General features: G+C 69.8%; 10 protein-coding genes. 7 read left to right on the forward strand and 3 right to left on the reverse strand.

The genetic code is table 11. The features are described 5' to 3' along the window. Positions 1 to 27: 27 nt before the first annotated feature. A complete protein-coding gene (locus AB0M51_RS25940) occupies positions 28 to 6,012 on the reverse strand; it encodes an RHS repeat-associated core domain-containing protein (RefSeq protein WP_363750786.1) in 5,985 nt (1,994 codons plus the stop codon). A gap of 12 nt (positions 6,013 to 6,024) precedes the next feature. Next, positions 6,025 to 8,049 carry a DNRLRE domain-containing protein gene (locus AB0M51_RS25945; RefSeq protein ID WP_363750788.1) on the reverse strand — a complete coding sequence of 675 codons (2,025 nt, stop codon included), beginning with the start codon at positions 8,047 to 8,049 and terminating at the stop codon, positions 6,025 to 6,027. Positions 8,050 to 8,302: 253 nt separating this feature from the next. Between AB0M51_RS25945 and crcB (AB0M51_RS25950) the strand changes: the two genes are divergently transcribed. From crcB (AB0M51_RS25950) to AB0M51_RS25965, 4 genes are read left to right on the forward strand one after another with little or no spacing between them, the layout of a single operon-like run. After that, positions 8,303 to 8,785: a fluoride efflux transporter CrcB gene (crcB, locus tag AB0M51_RS25950; RefSeq protein WP_363750790.1), complete on the forward strand. Its 483-nt coding sequence runs from the start codon at positions 8,303 to 8,305 to the stop codon at positions 8,783 to 8,785. Next, positions 8,782 to 9,153, forward strand: coding sequence for a fluoride efflux transporter CrcB (gene crcB, locus AB0M51_RS25955; RefSeq protein ID WP_344187096.1), 372 nt, complete (start codon positions 8,782 to 8,784; stop codon positions 9,151 to 9,153). Before crcB (AB0M51_RS25950) ends, crcB (AB0M51_RS25955) begins: the two co-directional genes overlap by 4 nt. Before the next feature lie 19 nt (positions 9,154 to 9,172). Continuing rightward, complete coding sequence (locus AB0M51_RS25960; protein WP_344187098.1) at positions 9,173 to 10,516, forward strand: ADP-ribosylglycohydrolase family protein; 1,344 nt, start codon at positions 9,173 to 9,175, stop codon at positions 10,514 to 10,516. Continuing rightward, entirely contained in the window at positions 10,516 to 11,709 is a 1,194-nt protein-coding gene (locus AB0M51_RS25965) for an MFS transporter (RefSeq protein WP_363750793.1), read from the forward strand. Before AB0M51_RS25960 ends, AB0M51_RS25965 begins: the two co-directional genes overlap by 1 nt. On the opposite strand, the gene AB0M51_RS25970 is transcribed toward AB0M51_RS25965, so the two are convergent. After that, positions 11,706 to 14,375 (reverse strand): BTAD domain-containing putative transcriptional regulator, encoded by a 2,670-nt coding sequence (locus AB0M51_RS25970; RefSeq protein WP_363750795.1) that lies wholly within the window; start codon positions 14,373 to 14,375, stop codon positions 11,706 to 11,708. The two genes, AB0M51_RS25965 and AB0M51_RS25970, sit on opposite strands and share 4 nt — an antisense overlap. An 86-nt stretch (positions 14,376 to 14,461) precedes the next feature. On the opposite strand from AB0M51_RS25970, the gene AB0M51_RS25975 reads away from it, so the two are divergent. From AB0M51_RS25975 to AB0M51_RS25985, 3 genes are read left to right on the forward strand one after another with little or no spacing between them, the layout of a single operon-like run. Next, entirely contained in the window at positions 14,462 to 14,989 is a 528-nt protein-coding gene (locus tag AB0M51_RS25975; RefSeq protein WP_344187104.1) for a sigma-70 family RNA polymerase sigma factor, read from the forward strand. After that, the gene (locus AB0M51_RS25980; protein ID WP_344187106.1) at positions 14,986 to 15,747 is read left to right on the forward strand and encodes a hypothetical protein; all 762 of its coding nucleotides are present in this window, start codon (positions 14,986 to 14,988) and stop codon (positions 15,745 to 15,747) included. Before AB0M51_RS25975 ends, AB0M51_RS25980 begins: the two co-directional genes overlap by 4 nt. A 57-nt stretch (positions 15,748 to 15,804) precedes the next feature. Further along, positions 15,805 to 16,572 (forward strand): NPP1 family protein, encoded by a 768-nt coding sequence (locus AB0M51_RS25985; protein ID WP_344187108.1) that lies wholly within the window; start codon positions 15,805 to 15,807, stop codon positions 16,570 to 16,572. The last annotated feature ends 117 nt before the right edge of the window (positions 16,573 to 16,689 follow it).

The following is a 16,689-nucleotide window of genomic DNA, read 5'->3' on the forward strand; positions in this document are numbered from 1 at the left end:
CCTCCAGCCCGCACCAGGCGGGTGCGTTCACTCACCGTCCGGACGAATCACCCACTCGTTGCGGCCTCCGTTCCCCGGTAGGCCGGAGCCGCCTGCGCCGTTGCCCTTGCCCGTCGGCGAGGCCTCCGCCATGTCCCCGTCGCCCGGGCCGATCGGAGCGATCACACCGCCGACGATCATGGTGAACGAGAAGTCCGAGTTCCCGCCGCTGGTGCGGCGATTCACTGCAACAGGCCTTCGCTCGCCGGGCGCCAGGAACTGCTTGTCGACGTCGAAGTACCCCCCGCGGTCGACCTGCCGCATCTGGACAACGTCGACCTCCCAGTTCGTGTGGTTGTCGAAGGTCACGCTCTGGATGTACGAGGATCCGTCCGCGGACCACGAGCCGGTGACCGTGACATCCACATACCCGTTACCCGGACAGGCGCCACAGTCCGTCGCCATCCAGACCCGGCCGGTCACCACCCGCATGCCGTCGGCCGTCGGTACGCCGTCTCTCGCGTAGTAGTTGCGCATCGCCCTGTTGTTGGTCAGGTCAAGCTTCCCGTCGTAGGCCTGTGTCGTCGGGGCGTTCCGGTTGTACCCGTCGTCTGCCTTGCGGGCCGGCGCTGCCGCCCGGTACCGCTTCAGTGCCTCGGCTGCGTAGGTCTTCCGCCAGTACGCACCCAGTCGCCGCAGGATCTGCCGCTCGCGGATCACGTGATGGGCCACGCGGTCCAGGTGGTGCTGGTCGAGCTTCTTCGCGTTGGAGCCTCGGTGACCCCGGCAGTCGTTGTCCGGGCAGGAGCCGATCAGGCCGGTGGGGTCCGAGGTGGTCGCCGGATTGCTGCCGGAGTAGGCGTAGCCGTTCAGTTGTTGCGGGTCGGTCGGGTCGATGACCGGATCGGTGGAGACGAAGCGGCCCAGGGTCGGGTCGTATTCGCGGGCTCCCAGGCGGATCAGCCCTGAGTCTTCCGTGCGACCGCCGACGAAACCCCGGTCGCCGTACTGCCAGTCGGGGCCGCGAAGGTTGCCGAACAGGTCCATCCGGCGGACGGTCGCGGTCAGCGTGTTCGCATCGATAGCCACCGTGCTGGTGGCATGCTGGTCCGCGTCGGTCCAGACGAGACCGGCCGCGGTCCGGATTCCGATCCCGGCGTAATACCGCGTCCCGGTCAGCGTGCCGGTCGCCGTGTCCAGCCGGAGTTCGCCGTCGCCCAGGTAGAGCGTCGTGGCGCCCGGGTCGTGCCGGAGCAGTTCGTTGCCATCGGCATCGTAGACGTACCCGGTTGTGCCGGCCGCCGAACTGAGGGAGCCGAGGGTCCCGTCGTCGTTCCAGGTCAGCGTCTGCTGCGTCCCGTCCGGTCCCGGCCGCGAGGTCAGATTGCCGTTCGAGTCCCAGCTGTACTTCGACGTACGGCCGTCGGTCACGACGTCACGAACGGTGTGCGGCTGGGCCGTGCCGGGCGTCGGATACGTCAACGTGCTGGACACATCCGCCGCACCGGCCAGACCGTGTTGCACGGTGCTCGTCCGGTTTCCTGTGAGGTCGTAGCCGAAGCTCTGCCAGTACGGCGCCGGTCCACCGACCGTCGACGCGGACGGTGCGCCCGCACAGTCGTCCGTCGCCGTCCACGCGGTGCTGACGCGCTGCAGGTAGTCGTACCCGAAGCACTGGGTGTCCGAAGCCGAGCCGGCCGTCAGATCACCGATCTTGGTCACGTCGCCCGACGGGTCGTAGCTGTACCGCATGTCATGCGCCATCACGCCGCCCGGCTGCTCTCGTTCCGTCAGTGTCTCCAGCAACCGCCTGGTGCCGTCCTCGTAGTACGACGTCTGCCAAAGCCGCTTGCCCACGGCTCCGCGGATGGTCTGCCCGACCTCCCCGAGCGCCGTGTACTCCGTGCCAGTGACGTAGGCGGTCGCGCCGGCGACGGTGTTCAGCTTGCCGAGATCGTCGTACCCGAACCCCACTGTCTCGCCCGGCAAGTCACCGAGCGCCGGTTCGCTTGTTGTCTTCGGACTGCCGTCGGCCGCGTACGTGAACGCTGTCGTGTACAACCCCTCGAGTGCACCTTCGTTCGCCGGGATGCTCACCGTCTGTCCAGTGGGTCGTCCGGCGACGTCGTACCCCGTCATCGTCGTGGTGTAGGCGTTCCCGCCGACGAAACGCGTCGTGGACGTCAGTGCACCCTTCGCCAGGGTGTCGTACACCCGCTGGGTGAGCAGCGTGCCGGTTGCCGAGCCCAGCCGCGTCTCCAGCACCCGTCCCAGCGCGTCGTACACCGTGGCCGTCGTCTTGCCGCGGGAGTCCGTGCTGGTCAACTGCTGGCCGGCGTCGTCGTACGTCATGGTCGCGACACCCTTGTCCGGATCGTCCGAGCGGACCTTCCGGCCGAGCACGTCGTAACCGTACCGCCAACTGTTGCCCGCAGCATCGGTCACGGAAGCCAGATCGCCGGCCTTCGTGTAGTCGTACGTCGTGGTGTCGTACGGATCGCTCAACGAGCGTCCGTGGTACTGCAGCAACCTGGTCGTGTTGCCGCGCGCGTCGCTGTACTTGCTGGTCAGTGTGCCACCAGCCGGCGGCACGACGTCGACGTGATCGCCGCCGTACGACGTGGCCGTGCGCCATTGCTCGACGTTCAGATGGGTGTAGATCGACGCGGTCTCGCGTCCTGCGCCGTCGTACACCTTCACGGTCGCGCTTGGTACCTGACCGGCGTCCGGGAGGAACAGCGTCGTGCCGGGCGCGGACGAGTTGTAGTACGCCGCACGGTCGACGTTCTCGAGTCCGCGGGAGTCGTACAACGTGTCGGTGATGATCCGGCCGCCCGCTGGACTCTCGGCCTGGGTCTGCCGGGAGCGCAGGAACCCGTCGAGCAGCGTGTAGCCGGTCGTTGTGTTGCCGTTCGCAACCAACGTGTCGGTCTGCACGATGCTCGGCAGGCTATTCCGGACGATGTAGGTGTAGTGCATGTCCGGGGTGTCCCCGTGCGCCTGCGAGCGCCCCGGCTTCCAGACTGCGGTCAGGCGCCCCAGACCGTCGTACAGCAAGCCTGTCTGGGCGTTGTTCGCGTCGGTCGTGGACGTCGACAGGCCCCAGGCCGGGTCGACGACGGTCTTGGTGGACTGGCCGAGGGCGTTCGTAGTGGTCGTCCCGACGGTCAGGCCGTTGACGTCGGTGTACGCAGTCGTCACCGGCCGGTTGAGCGCGTCCCGCGCGACGAGTGCGCGTCCGTATCCGTCGTACGTAGTCGTGGACAGGTCCATGAACACGGGCGTCGCGCCCGAATACGACTTCGCCTTCCTGGTCCGGGTGACGTCGCCCTTGCTCACCACACCCAGAGCCGCGCCGTCGTAGTACGTCTCTGTCTCGCTGATCGCATCGTCCGGGAACGTAGGCGTCGTGCCACAGGCGACTCCGACGACTGTCTCCGAGCTCGGCAGGTTGACCAGCATGGTGGTCGTGTTCTTTGCGTACGTCGTCGTGGTGCAGCGGTCGTCCGTCGGTGACGTGACGTCGGCGAGGTCGTTCGTCTGGGTTTCGTTTCCGTACTCGTCGTAGGTCGAGCTGGTCCGGGTACGGCGGTAGGTGCCGTCGTTCAGCCGGGTTCGGCCGTCCTTCTGTGCCGTCTCGACCTGGTAGGCGCGCAGTGTGCCCTGGGTCGCGGTCAGCCGGCTGTACGGCGTGTCTATCTCTCCGGTGACCTCGGGTCCGCCGACTCCGTTGGTCGTGATCTGTTCGCGGAGGAAGCCGGCCAGCTGCTCGTTGTCGTCGATGGCGGTGCCGGTGGAGTCTTTGATCTGGGCAGTGCGGGTGCCGCTGGTGAGCTTGTCGCCGTTCATGCCGCGGAAGTACGTGTACGTCGTCGCGGACTCGGGCTTGTTCTTGTCGTTGACGGTGTCACCCTGGCGGACGCGGACCTGGCTGTACCCGCGCCACTCGTTCCAGGTGCGGTCTTCCGGCTTCTGCAGCGGGTTGTCGTTGTAGGCCCAGGCGGGCGTGCCGAGATAGTCGTAGTTCGTGACCATCGCGAGGTTCGAGCCGGTACGGTCGTTCTCCACGACCTGGCGGACGACGTACTTGTGGAACCAGTCGTTGGCCGGAGTTGTTGCCGGGGGCATCGTCCAGCGGACCGGGAAGCACAGTCTCGTGTTGGTGTCGGCCGCGCTCGGCAGGCTGGTCGGTGTGCAGTCCGGGTTGGAGTAGGTCACGTCGACCTCGCCACCAGACTCGTTCTTGATCGAGGTGACGCGCTCCTTGTACAGCGCCGGCAGACCGTCCGCGGCGCTGTTCACCCGGTTTGCCTTCAGTGTGCCCCCGAAGACGACCGCAGGCAGTGTCACAGTGCCGGCAGCCGTGCCGGCGTGGGTGATGTCGCGGAGCCAGAGCGCACCGGTGGTGCCGTCACCTGGCGAGGGGAAGCTGTGCGTCATGGTCCAGCGTTCGACGTCGCGGTACCCGCCACCGCCCGTCGAGACCTGCGTAGTCACAGTGTTGAGCGTCTTCGTGGACCAGAACGTCGGAGAGTACTTGCTGGTGCACGGGGACGCTGTGCAGGACATGTCCCACGGCACGTCGGGCCAGGTCGACGCGTTGTGCGTGGTGCAGTTCGACAGGCAACGGTCCGCCGTACCGAAGACCACCCGGGCGGGTGCCTGGCCGGTGCTGCCGGTGCGCGTGCCGTAGTCCGCTTCGAGCAGCGTGCCGCCGCGGACGTAGGACACCGCGCTCTTTCCGAGGTTCCGCCCGTACAGGTTGCTCTCGGGAGCGTACTTGTAGGTAATCGTGTTGCCGTGCGCGTCGGTGACCGATTGCAGGTTCCACCGGTACGCCTGCTGGCACCAGGCGGCGTCGTACGTCGTCTGGTAGCAGGGCTCCCCGGCGTTGTTCCCGAACACCGGAACGGTCCACGCCGAGTCGGTGGTGCGACCGAACACGTACTGCGTTCCGTCCGTGGTCGTCACACGCCAGTACTCGTGGTCGTTGTCCCCGTTGGTGCCGTCGGTGAGGTGCTCGATGCGCGAACCGTCGTCGGACTTCGGCCGCCAGGTGCCGTTCTCGAGCACCAGCGGCGTGGAGTGCCCAGCGAGGGACATCGTCGCGTTGTCGGTGCCCCAGCAGAGGTCACCGGTCTTGGTCGTGCCGTTGTTGCCGTTCAAGTCGTCCGCACACGCCTTGTACGAGCGCTCGATGTACCCGACGCCGAGGTCCCAGCCCTCTCCGATCCAGGACGGCTGGTTGTTGCTGGTCGCCGTTCGGCCGTCCACCGACTGCGAGTCGTACGACACGGCCAGGTCCGGCGTGAGACCGCTCGGTACCGGCGGGACCCGGAGGTCGTAGGACCACGTGAAGTCGCCGCTCTGATCGGACACCTGCCACTTGCCGGACGGCGCCAGAGACGTGGCCTTGTAGTCCCCCGTCGAGCCGGCCGGGGCGGCGGTCACCGCGAATGTCTGCTCGGTGCCGTCGAAGGCGACGTCCGCGGTCAGCGTGCCGGTCCGCGGATCGTTGTGTACGGCGCCGACGCCGGCCCCGGACTCCGGTACGAGCCGGAGCCTTGACGACCAGTCGCCGCCGTACGCACCTTTGAAGGCGTTGTAGTCGACCGTGACCGACATCTTCTGCCGGGCCGCGCCGCGCACCTTGAGCACGAGACCGTCGACTCCGGCACGGGTTGCGGAGGTCCGGTCGAGGACCTGTAGATGCACTTTCCCGGGTGTCGGCGAACTGAGGGTCACCGGCGTCTGGCCGGCCTTCACGCGCGCCGCGGTGCTCGAGACCGCGACATCGGCCGACGTGGCCGGCGGCCACTTCGGTTCCGGCAGTCCCGCGGTGTCGGCGGGCGGCTCGGCGACGCGAACCGGCGCCGCGTCGCGCCCGCCGACGGACGGGATGTTCTGGACCCCGTGCGGAGTGACCTTGGCCGGCGTCGGCACAGCAGTCGCCCGGCCGGCCGTTGTCAGCGAGACGACCAAGCACCCGCTGAGCACTGTCGCGAGGATCCCCCGCACATGATGACGTCGCATGATGAGCCCCCGTCAGCCGACGTAGAAGTGGTAGCGGTGGAGGACGGTGCCGAGGTTCCCGGCCCGGTCGACGGTCCGGACGTACAAGTCCATCGGGCCGTTCGCCGTCGGCGTGACCTGCACAGTCGCGGTCCCTCCGGCGGCGCCGGCCGGCACTGACAACGGCGTCTGGTCGTTGTCGAGGCCGTAGCGGAAGCCGACCGCGTCCGCGTCCCCGCCGGCGTCGAAGGTGAACGTGCCCGCCTGGCCGATCCCGCCGCCGGCCGGGCAGTCGGCCCCGAGGCACTCCGGATAGGTGCTGGAGGCAACGGACGGGTCACCGGTGGGCGCGGTCCGGTCGATCGTGACGTCGCAGTAGGCCGACCACGGGCCGACGTCGGTGCCGTCGTCACCGATCGCGCGGTACGAGAGCTTGGCGCCGTCCGCCGCCAGCGACGCCGGAACGTCCGCGGTGAAGGTCGACCCGGAGGACAGGCTGGCGGTGGTCGCCGTACCGAGCACCGTGTGGCTGCGGTTCGACCACTCGAACTTCACGCGCAGGTTGCCGCCGTCGGCGTCGGTGACCTTTGTGGCGAGCCGTGGCCCTCGCAGGCCCTTCGCCGGATCGTTGTCGACGTACGGATTGACGTACGCCTCGTTCGGCGCGGTGCCGCAACTCTTGCCTTCGGCCGTCGGCGCCGCCGGCGTACCCGGGTAGCTGTTGTAGACGACCGACAGCGACGGCAGGATCGTGAACTTCTTCCAGGCCAGCGCGTCCGACTCGTTCTGCGCCTTCAGCATGAACGTGGTGATCCCGCCCTGCGAGACACCGTGCTTGACCGCCTCGACCGCGTCGTACCCGACCCAGTTGCCCGGGCACGCGGAGCTGTAGCCGTAGGCCACCGTCCTGGTCCCGAGGTGGATGTTGGTACCCCGGCCGAACGGCTGGTTGTTCCAGGTCGTGGTGTTGCTGACCTGCGACGACGTCCACCACAGCTCGACGTTGCGGGCGCTGCAGGACGGAGCGTAGTTCTCGAACGCGTTCAGCTCGGCGCTGATGATGTGCTTGCCCTTCAACGCCGACGCGTTGAACTGGAAGTACGACCGGGCGATGCCGATCCCGTTGCAGTAGTCCCACGCGCAGTCGCCGACCTTGGCGATCCGGTCCCCGTCACCGCCGTAGTACGTGTCGTTGGGGTGACCGCTGAAGACCATCACGAATCCGGACGTGGTCGTACCCCACGGCGGATCGACGTACACCGGGTACTTCGTCGCGGAGCCGGTCAGCAGGCGCCGGTCCGGCTCGAGTACGAGCCGGCCGTTCGCGAGGGTCATCCGGCTCTGGCTACGGGCACCGGCCGAGTCCCACATCGCGGCGGCTCCCGAGCCGAGCACAGCCTTGCCGGACCTGTCGTACGCCGTGATCCCGGTCGGACCGACCTTCGCGGACAGCCCCGAGGTGCTCAGACCGAAGCCGACCCGTCGCAGCGCCGGGTTCCGCGCAGCCTGCCGGCTCTTCACGACCAGCACCTGCGAGAAGCCCGCGGTGGTCGCGCTTACCTGCAGATCGACGCCGGGGAAGACTTCCGGGTAGGTCGCGGTGGCACCGGAGAGGACTGGTTTCGGGAGTTTGCCGGGCCAACGCAGCACGATCCGGCGAGCGTTCTCGCCGTACGTCACCAGGGGTTCGCTGCCACCGCCGGAGAACCGCAGCGGTGTGCCGGCCGCCTTCGGACCCACGCTGCCGTCGGCCCGCGTCACCAGACCGTTGTCGACCGGTGCCCAGCCGCCACCCTGCCGAACCCGGACGGGGGTCGGCGACAGTTCGGCCGTGTACGTCCCGTCGGGGTTCGCATACACCGTCGACGTCTCGGACCGCTCGCGGGTGACCTCCACCCGTTGCCCGGTCGCCCGGGCCTGCGCCTCGGGCGACCGCGCAACCACCGGCGCCGGCGTATGGGCGGGGCCGGCCGGTCCCGCTCCGGCCGGCGTACTCCAGCCGGTCAGCATCAGACTCAGCCCGGCCCCGGCCAGGACGAACTTCCGGATCTGTCTCATCCACACCCCTCATGACGTGCCGGACCACCCCCGGCCCCCGGACGGACGCGGCAGCGTCCGCCGTGATCATGGCCGAGCCCACCGTCAACTCACCGTCATCGGATGACGGCAGGGCATCCGGTATGATCGACGGCGCTTGACCGGCGGTGGGGCTCGCCGGACCGAACTGTCGTCAGTCCGGCGGCCAACAGTCCCTACCTGTGGAACCTCTCGGCGTCGTGCCGGGAGGTCAGTGCTGGTAGGAGGCCTGTCTGTGGACCATCACCCGGTGAACCCGCTGCCGCGCGGCGCGGTCGACTCCGACGTCGACCTGCGGGTCGACGGCCGTGCCCGGCGCGCGCACGACCCGGCGATTCTCGGCGTGATCGCGGTCGGCGGCGCGCTCGGGGCCACCGCGCGATACCTGATCAGCCTCGGCTGGCCGACGCCGGCCGGCGGGTTCCCCGTCAACACCTTCGTGATCAACATCGTCGGCTGCGGGCTGATCGGGATCCTGATGGTGCTGGTCACGGACGTCTTCACCCAGCAGCGGCTGGTCCGCCCGTTCCTCGGCACCGGGGTGCTCGGCGGGTTCACGACGTTCTCGACGTACGCCGTGGACATCGAGAAGCTCGTCACCGGGGGTCACGCCGGGACCGGGCTGCTGTATCTCGCCGCCACGGTCGTCGGCGCGCTGCTCGCGGTCCGCTGCACGGTGAGCGCGACCCGGGCGCTGATCACCTGGCGGACCCGATGACCCGGCTCCTGCTGGTGATCGCCGGCGGACTGCTCGGGGCGCCGCTGCGGTACGTCGCCGACCGCGCCGTCCAGGCCCGGCACGACTCCATGTTCCCGTGGGGGACGTTCAGCGTGAACGTCCTCGGCGCGCTCGTCCTCGGGTTCCTGGCCGGGGCGTCGAACGCGTTGCCGCAGGGCGTCCAACTGTTCGTCGGGACCGGGTTCTGCGGGGCGCTGACGACGTACTCGACGTTCTCCTACGAGACGATCCGGCTGTTCGAGGACCGGGCCCGGTTCCTCGCCGTCGCGAACGTGACCGCGAGCATCGTCGCCGGCCTGGGGAGCGTTTTCCTGGGCACGGCGGTCAGTCAGGCGCTCTGGTCCTGAGCATGATGAACTTGAGCACGTGACAGAACTGGGATCCGGGTACTCGAGCCACTTCCACGACGCGATGCAGCCGGTGAACCTGCTGGTCGACGAGGTCCGGCAGCGGCGCGAGACCGGGTACGACGTCGACGCGCTGGTGCAGGAGGCGAACCGGACCGATCCGGGCGACCGGGACGCGGTCCTGGACCTGGTCGACCGGATGTCCCTGGCGCAACGGCTGCCCGGCTGGACGTACGTCGAACCGGACGGGCTCGGGGACATCGAGGACACGCTCGACGGTCGGCCCGCCGCTTCTGCTGTGCCCGAGGCGGAGCTGACCGACCGGATCGGGGCCGGGTGGCTCGGGCGGATCGCCGGGTGCAACCTCGGCAAGCCGGTCGAGTCGGGTGACTACTGGACGACCGACCGGATCCGCGACTACCTGAAGCTCGCCGACGCCTACCCGCTGCGCGACTACGTCCCGGTGCTGGATCCGATGCCGGACGGGTTCCGGCTGGTCCCGTGCTGGCCGGAGACCACGCGCGGGAACGTGCACGGCTCGGCGCGGGACGACGACATCGACTACGCGATCCTGGCGCTGCACCTGCTCGAGACCCACGGCGACGAGCTGCGGACCGAGGACGTCGGCCGTGCCTGGACGCGGCTGTTCCCGATCGAGCAGGTGTACACGGCGGAGCGGGCGGCGTACCTGAACCTGGTCAACGGGTTCACCGTCCCGGAGGCCGCGCGGCGGCGGAACCCGTACCGCGAGTGGATCGGCGCGCAGATCCGCGGCGACGTCTTCGGATACGTGCACGCCGGCGACCCGTGGTCCGCGGCGCAGCTCTCCTACCGGGACGCGGCGCTGTCCCATGTCGGGAACGGGATCTACGGCGAGATGTGGGCGGCGGCGCTGGTGGCGGCCGCGTTCACCGCGTCGTCACCGCGCGAGGTGGTGGAGCGCGCGACAGGCGTCGTACCGCCGGAGTCGCGACTGGCCGAGGCGCTGCGCGACGTGCTGGCGCTGTATGACTCCCAGGTCGCGTGGGAGGTCGCGCTCGGCCGGGTCCAGGAGCGGTACGGCCACTACTCGTGGGTGCACACGATCAACAACGCGGCGATCGTCGCCCTCGCGTTGCTGTGGTCGGAGGACGACTGGATGACCGGCGTCGGCCGGGTGGTGATGAGCGGCTGGGACACCGATTCGAACGGCGCGACTGTCGGCTCGGTGCTCGGCGTACTGACCGGCACCCGGGGTCTGCCCGAGCACATGATCGCGCCGTTGGAGGACCGGACCCGGTCCGCGCTGTTCGGCTTCGACCACGCCCGGATCTCGGACCTCGCCGAGCGCACCGTCCGGCTCGCCGTGCAGCGCCGACGGTGATGCTCGATCGGTCGGAGTCCGCACTCGGCGTCGTCCTCCGGTCACGGTTCTACCGCTCGGCCTTCCTCTCGTTGCTGGTCGCCGGCATCGGGGTGTCGTCGGCGACCCCACAGCTGACGCTGTTCCTGGTCCGCGAACTGCACACGCCGCTGCCGGTGGCCGGGTTGTACTACGTGACGAACCTGGCCGCGCCGCTCGCCGGGTTCCTGGTCGGCCGCTGGTCGGACCGGAGCCACGACCGGCTGCTGTGGTTCCGGATCTGCGCGCTGATCGGTGCGGCCGGGTGGCTGGCGATGGCGGCGTCGACCGCGGTGTGGATGCCGTTCGTGATCAGCGCACTCGCGCTCAGCGTCGCCGGCGGCTCGATGGCGCAGCTGTTCGCGGCCTGCCGGGACGAGCTCAGCCGGCACCCGACCCGGGCCGAGAACCGGGTGATCGCGACGATCCGGATGGCGTTCACCACCGGCTGGATCCTCGGCCCGGTGTTCGGCAGCTGGTTCGGCGGCGTCTTCGGGCTGCGGCCGTTGCTGGTGGCAACGGCTGTCTGCGTGTTCGCCCAGGTGCTCCCGCTCGGCCGGCAGCGCGTCGAGCGGTACGACGACCCGCACCGCAGCACGTCCACGGAGCGCCGCCGGATCGACCACATGCTGCCGCTGCTGGTCTTCACCGCCGTCTGCGTGCTCGCGATGACCGGCGACACGATCAAGTTCGGCTACCTGCCGATCTACATGGCCGACCAGCTGCACGTCTCCGACGCCGTCCGCGGCGCGGTGATCGGCATCCAGCCGCTGCTCGAACTCCTGCTGCTCCCGGTCGTCGCCCGGCTCGCGGATCGGTACGGCGCGATGCGCGCGATGACGGCCGGCGCCGTACTGGGCCTGGCCGGCAACGTCACGTACGCGCTCAGCACGTCGGTCGCCGGCCTGTTCCTCGGCCAGACCCTGACCGCCGGCCTCTGGGCCTGCGTCGGCGCCCTCGGCGTCACGATCGCGCAGCGCCTCTATCCCGAGGGTGTCGGCACCGCCTCCGGCATCTTCCTCAGCGCCATCCCCCTCGGCTCCGCGATCGGCGGCACCATCGGCGGCATCGGCGTCGCCGCCATCGGCCTCCCGCACGTCTTCTTCATCCCCGCCTGCCTGACCGCCGTCTCGATCGCCGCCTTCACCCTGCTGAGCAGACGCGAACAGCGCTAGCCGAGCAGGTGCTCGACCCGCTCCGCGATCGTGGCGGTCTCCGGGGTCGAGATGCGGCCCATCAGGTCGATCGCGGAACGAGCCGCGGTGGCCGCCGCCGCTGCTTCGCCGGCTGCCTCATGAATCAACGCCAGTACGGCGCACGCCTCGGCCTCGAGCCGTACCATCTCGAAGTCGCGGGCGATCTCGAGGCACTCGGACAGGTACCCCCGGGCGGCCTCGAGATCGCCCTGGGCGAGGCAGACGTCGGCCAGGTTGCCCACCGCGAATCCGAGCGCAGACCGCTGGTCCAGACACCGATACACCTCCGCCGCTTCGGCAGCCGCCGCTCGTGCCTCGTCGAGCGCGCCCAGGCGCCGAAGGCAGCTGGCCAGGTTGTTCAGGGTCTGCGCGCGGCCGCTGCCGGGGCGCTCGAGTTCGAGCGCCGCCTCGTAGCAGCTGATCGCGCCGCGCAGATCGCCCATCGTGTGCAGCACCAGCCCGGCGTTGCCGTGACCGGCCGCCTCACGGTCTGTGTTGCCGATCAGCCGACTCAGGCGAACAACCTCCTGATAGCTCTCGGCGGCCGCGGCGAGATCTCCGATGTAGAGCTGCGTGTTGCCCAGATACAGCGCGACCCAGGCCGCACCGTCGAGACGCTCCTGGTCCTTGGCTGCCTCGACCGCCGCGGTGTAGAGCTCCCGATGGTCCTGCCAGCGACGGCGCAGTGCGACGTACGACCAGAGCAGTCCGGGCAGTTGCCACGTCAGGTCCGGCTCGCCGGCCGCCGCGGCCCAGCGAGCCAACGCGGTCAGGTTCTCCCACTCGGTGTCGTACCAGTCGAGAGCGGCGGACTCGTCGGCCGGTGCCTGCACCCGGACCTCGTCGACCGACCTCCGGGAGACCAGCTGTCCGAGGTCCGCGTCATGGATCAAGGCCTCCGCAGCCACGGCCGAGAACTGATACCAGTCCAGCATCCGGGCGACAGCCGCCGCGCGGTCGGCCGGGGCCTGGTCCTCGGCGTACTCGCGGACCAGATCGTGGAACCTGTACCGCTCGACATCGGTACGGATGAGCAGGCTCGCGTCGGCCAACTCCTGCAATGTCCGGCCGGCCTCGGCGGTGCTGGTGCCGAGCAGGGCCGCCGCCACGCCGGCGCCGAACTCGTCTCCGGGGTGCAGACCGAGTAATCCGAACAGCCGGCGTGGTTGCAGATCGAGCGCGTTGTACGACAGGTCGAACGACTCCCGGACGCCGTGAGACCCCAGTGCACCGGACAGCCCCTCGATGCGGCTCTTCCGGAGCAGGCTCACGTACGCCGCCAGCTTCGACGGCGGCAGCATCCGCGCCCCGGCGGCCGCGATCCGCAACGCCAGCGGCAGGCCCGCGCACAGCTCGGACAGCTCCTCCGCAGCGCCTGCGGCCGCGAACTCGCCGGTGGTGCGGAGGAAGGTCGTCGACTGGTCCGGCGTCAACGGTGCGAGCAGCATGCCGCTGGCCCCGGCCGTGATCGACAGGTCGGCCAGCGACTGCCGGCTGGTGACGACCACGGCACAGCCTGCGCTGTTCGGCAGCAGCGCGTGCACGTCGGCGGCCGACATCGCGTCGTCGAGGACGAGCAGAACGCGCCGGCCCGCCAGTGCTTCCCGGTAGGTCTCGGTGCGCGCCCGGGGACTGTCCGGGACTGCGCTCGCGCTGATGCCGCAGTACCCCAGGAGTTCTCCGACGACAGCGTCCGCAGGGCGATCGCGCAGGCGGACGAACCATTGGCCGTCAGGGAACCTGTGTTTCGCCGCGTGGGCGATTCGGGTGGCCAGGGCGGATTTGCCGACGCCGGGGAGGCCGGACAGGAGCAGGACCGGGAGGCCGTCGTCTTGGGTGAGGAGGTCCAGGGCTTTGGCGGTTTCGTCGTCGCGGCCGATGAAGCCGGTGACGGGGAGCGGCAGCCGGGTACGCGCGGTCCAGGCCGCGGCGCGTTCGCTGTCGAGCAACTGCTGGTGCAGGTCGCGCAGCTCGGGCGACGGGTCCGCGCCGAGCTCGTCCGCCAGCAGTTGCCGGACCTTCTCGTACGCCGCCAGCGCCTCCGCCGTACGGCCGGCCGCCTGCAACGCCTGCAGCAGGAACAGCCAGGCCCGTTCCCGCAGCGGGCTGTCGTTGGTCAGCGCAACGAGCTCGGCCGCGGCCCCATCCACCTGCCCGAGCAGCAACAACGCCTCGGCTCGTTGCTCCCGTACGTCGAGCCACTCGTCCCGCAGCCCGGGCCCGAACCGCCTCGCCAACGTCCCGGTCGACGCGCCCCGCAGGACGTCGCCCTGATGAAGGCGCAACGCTGCCGTCAGCAGGTCGAGGCGCTCCTCGGCATCAGCCGCCGAGGCCGAGGCGACCCGGTCCCGGAACTGCGTCAGATCCAGCTCGTGCCCGTCCAGCGCGATCCGATAGCCGCCGTACGCATGCTGCACCTCGGCACCCGTCGCCTGCCGGAGCCGGGACACGGCGGCCTGCATCGCCGACCGCGGGTTGGCCGGAAGGTCCTCGCCCCACACGTCGTACAGCAGCTGCTCCGCAGGCACCACTTGATCCGCACGCAGCAGCAGAGCGGCCAGCAGTGTGCGGACCCGCTCCCCGGGGATCACGAGCTCGCTCTGCCCGGCCACCACCCCGACGGACCCCAGAATCCGAAACCGCACCACGCCATTGTGCGCCCGGCCGGGTCCACCCTCCAGCGTGCATGATGGCCCGACACACCGAACGGGATGCCGGACAGGTACGGGCTATGAGCAACCATCACGAGGAGCGGTTCGTCGCGCTGTTCGAGGCGACGTACGCCGATCTGGTCCGGTTCGCGCAGCGCCGGGTACCCGAGCCGCAGGCGGAGGACATCGTCGCCGAGGCGTTCCTGGTGGCGTGGCGGCGGCCGGCCGATCTCCCGACGGGGACCGCGGACGCGCGGGCCTGGTTGTTCGGTATCGCGCGCAACGTCATCCTGAACACCCACCGCGGGGCGCGCCGGCAACACGCGGTCGCCGTCCGGCTGGCCGCGACGATCCCGGCGGCGCTCGACGACGACGTCGAACTAGTCGCCCGGCAGGTCGATCTGAGTCGCGCGTGGGGACGGCTGACCGACGGACATCAGGAGGCGCTCGCGCTCGCGGTCCTCGACGACCTCAGCGCGCCACAGGCCGCCGCCGTACTCGGCATCTCCCCCGTCGCGTTCCGGTTGCGTCTGAGCCGGGCGCGGCGCGCGTTGCGCTCGTTGCTCGGCCACCTCCCCGCACAGACTCCCGAAAGGCACCCGTCATGACCGCACCCGACGAGCTGGCCGTCCTCAAGACCCTCGACCCAGCCACCGGCGCAGACCCGCAAAGCCCCCGCGCCCAGGCGACCCTGCACCGCATCCTCGCCACGCCCGCTCCACCACCGGCCCGTCGTCACAGCCGGTGGGTACCACGGCTCGCCATCGGCACAGGTCTTGTCGCTGCCGCGACCGCGGCTGCCCTGGTGCTGCCCTCGGCGGTCGGCGGGGATCAGGCGTTCGCGACCTGGACCGGCACGCCGAGCGGACTCACCGGGAAGGCTGCCCTCGACGCCTCCAAGGCCTGCCGTGACAACTCCGACGACCAGTACAAGAACCAACTGGCCACCGCCGGCACGGCGATCGCGGAGCGCCGCGGCGTCTGGACCCTCGTCGTACTCGCAGACCGGAAAGGCTTCGGTGCCCTCTGCATCACCGATCGGTCCCGGCACCTGTTCCGCGACCAGTTCGGCGCCATCGGTACGACGACCGACCTGCCGGCGCCCCGCGCGCTGACCCCGGTCACGCTCGGCACCGGCTCCAGTGACGGACACGACCTGTCCGTCATCACCGGCCTGGCCGGCCAGGACGTCACCGCGGTCAGCTACGCCAGCAGGTCGCACGGCAAGGTCGCCGCGAGCGTCAGCGCCGGCCAGTTCGCGCTCTGGTTCCCCGGCGACGAACTCGTGAACGCCAACAAGACCGGCGTACCCGTGCAGGTGACGTATACCGACGGCACGGCCGCAACCCTGACGCTCAGGCTCTGACCGCCCTAAGATCTGGGTGCACCTTCCTTACCGCCCTGAAATAAGTGAGGAGCACACATGCCCAGACGAACGCTCGGCGTCGTCCTCGGCACCGCCGCCCTGATGATCACCTCGGCCGCGATGGCGTACGCCGAGCCACCGCACAACCTCCCGCAGAACGCCGACGGGTACGAGCAGTCGTTCTCGCCGGCGTACGACTACGACACCGACGGCTGCTACGCCACCCCGGCGATCGGCCCCGACGGCACGCTGAACCCGGGCCTGAACCCGACCGGTGCGCTGAACGGCAACTGCCGCGACCAGTCCGACCTCGACAACTCGCAGACCTATTCGCGCGAGAAGTGCAACAACGGCTGGTGCGCGATCGTGTACGCCAGCTACTTCGAGAAGGACCAGGCCCTCCCGGGCAGCAGCCTCGGCGGCCACCGGCACGACTGGGAACACGTGATCTCGTGGGTCAACCAGGCCACCAACGAGGTCGAGTACGTGACCACGACGCAGCACTCGAGCCAGGTCACCTACCCCCGCTCGCAGGTCCGGTTCGACGGCTCGCACCCGAAGGTCGTCTACCACAAGGACGGTGCGAGCACGCACTTCTTCCGGCTCGCCAACAGCAACGACGAACCGCCGGAGAACCACTACCACAACTGGCGCTACCCACCGCTCGTCGGCTGGAACGGCTACCCGAGTACGGCGTTGCGCGACACGCTGATGACCGCGGACTTCGGGTCCGCGACGATCAAGATCACCGACAAGGACGACCGGTTCCGCAACCTGCTGAACGCGTCCGAGCCGGCCGGGATCCCGTTCGACCCCTGGGCCTGATCAGCTCCGGCGTGGGGGGGCCCCCCGCGCCCGCCCCCCCCCCGGGGGGCGCCACGCCCGAAGGTGGGAGAAAACCCCGGGGCCCGGGGGGGGGGGGGACCCCCACCCCCCCCAAAA

The organism is Kribbella sp. NPDC051137 (assembly GCF_040682535.1).
GTDB classification, from domain to species: Bacteria; Actinomycetota; Actinomycetes; order Propionibacteriales; family Kribbellaceae; genus Kribbella; species Kribbella karoonensis.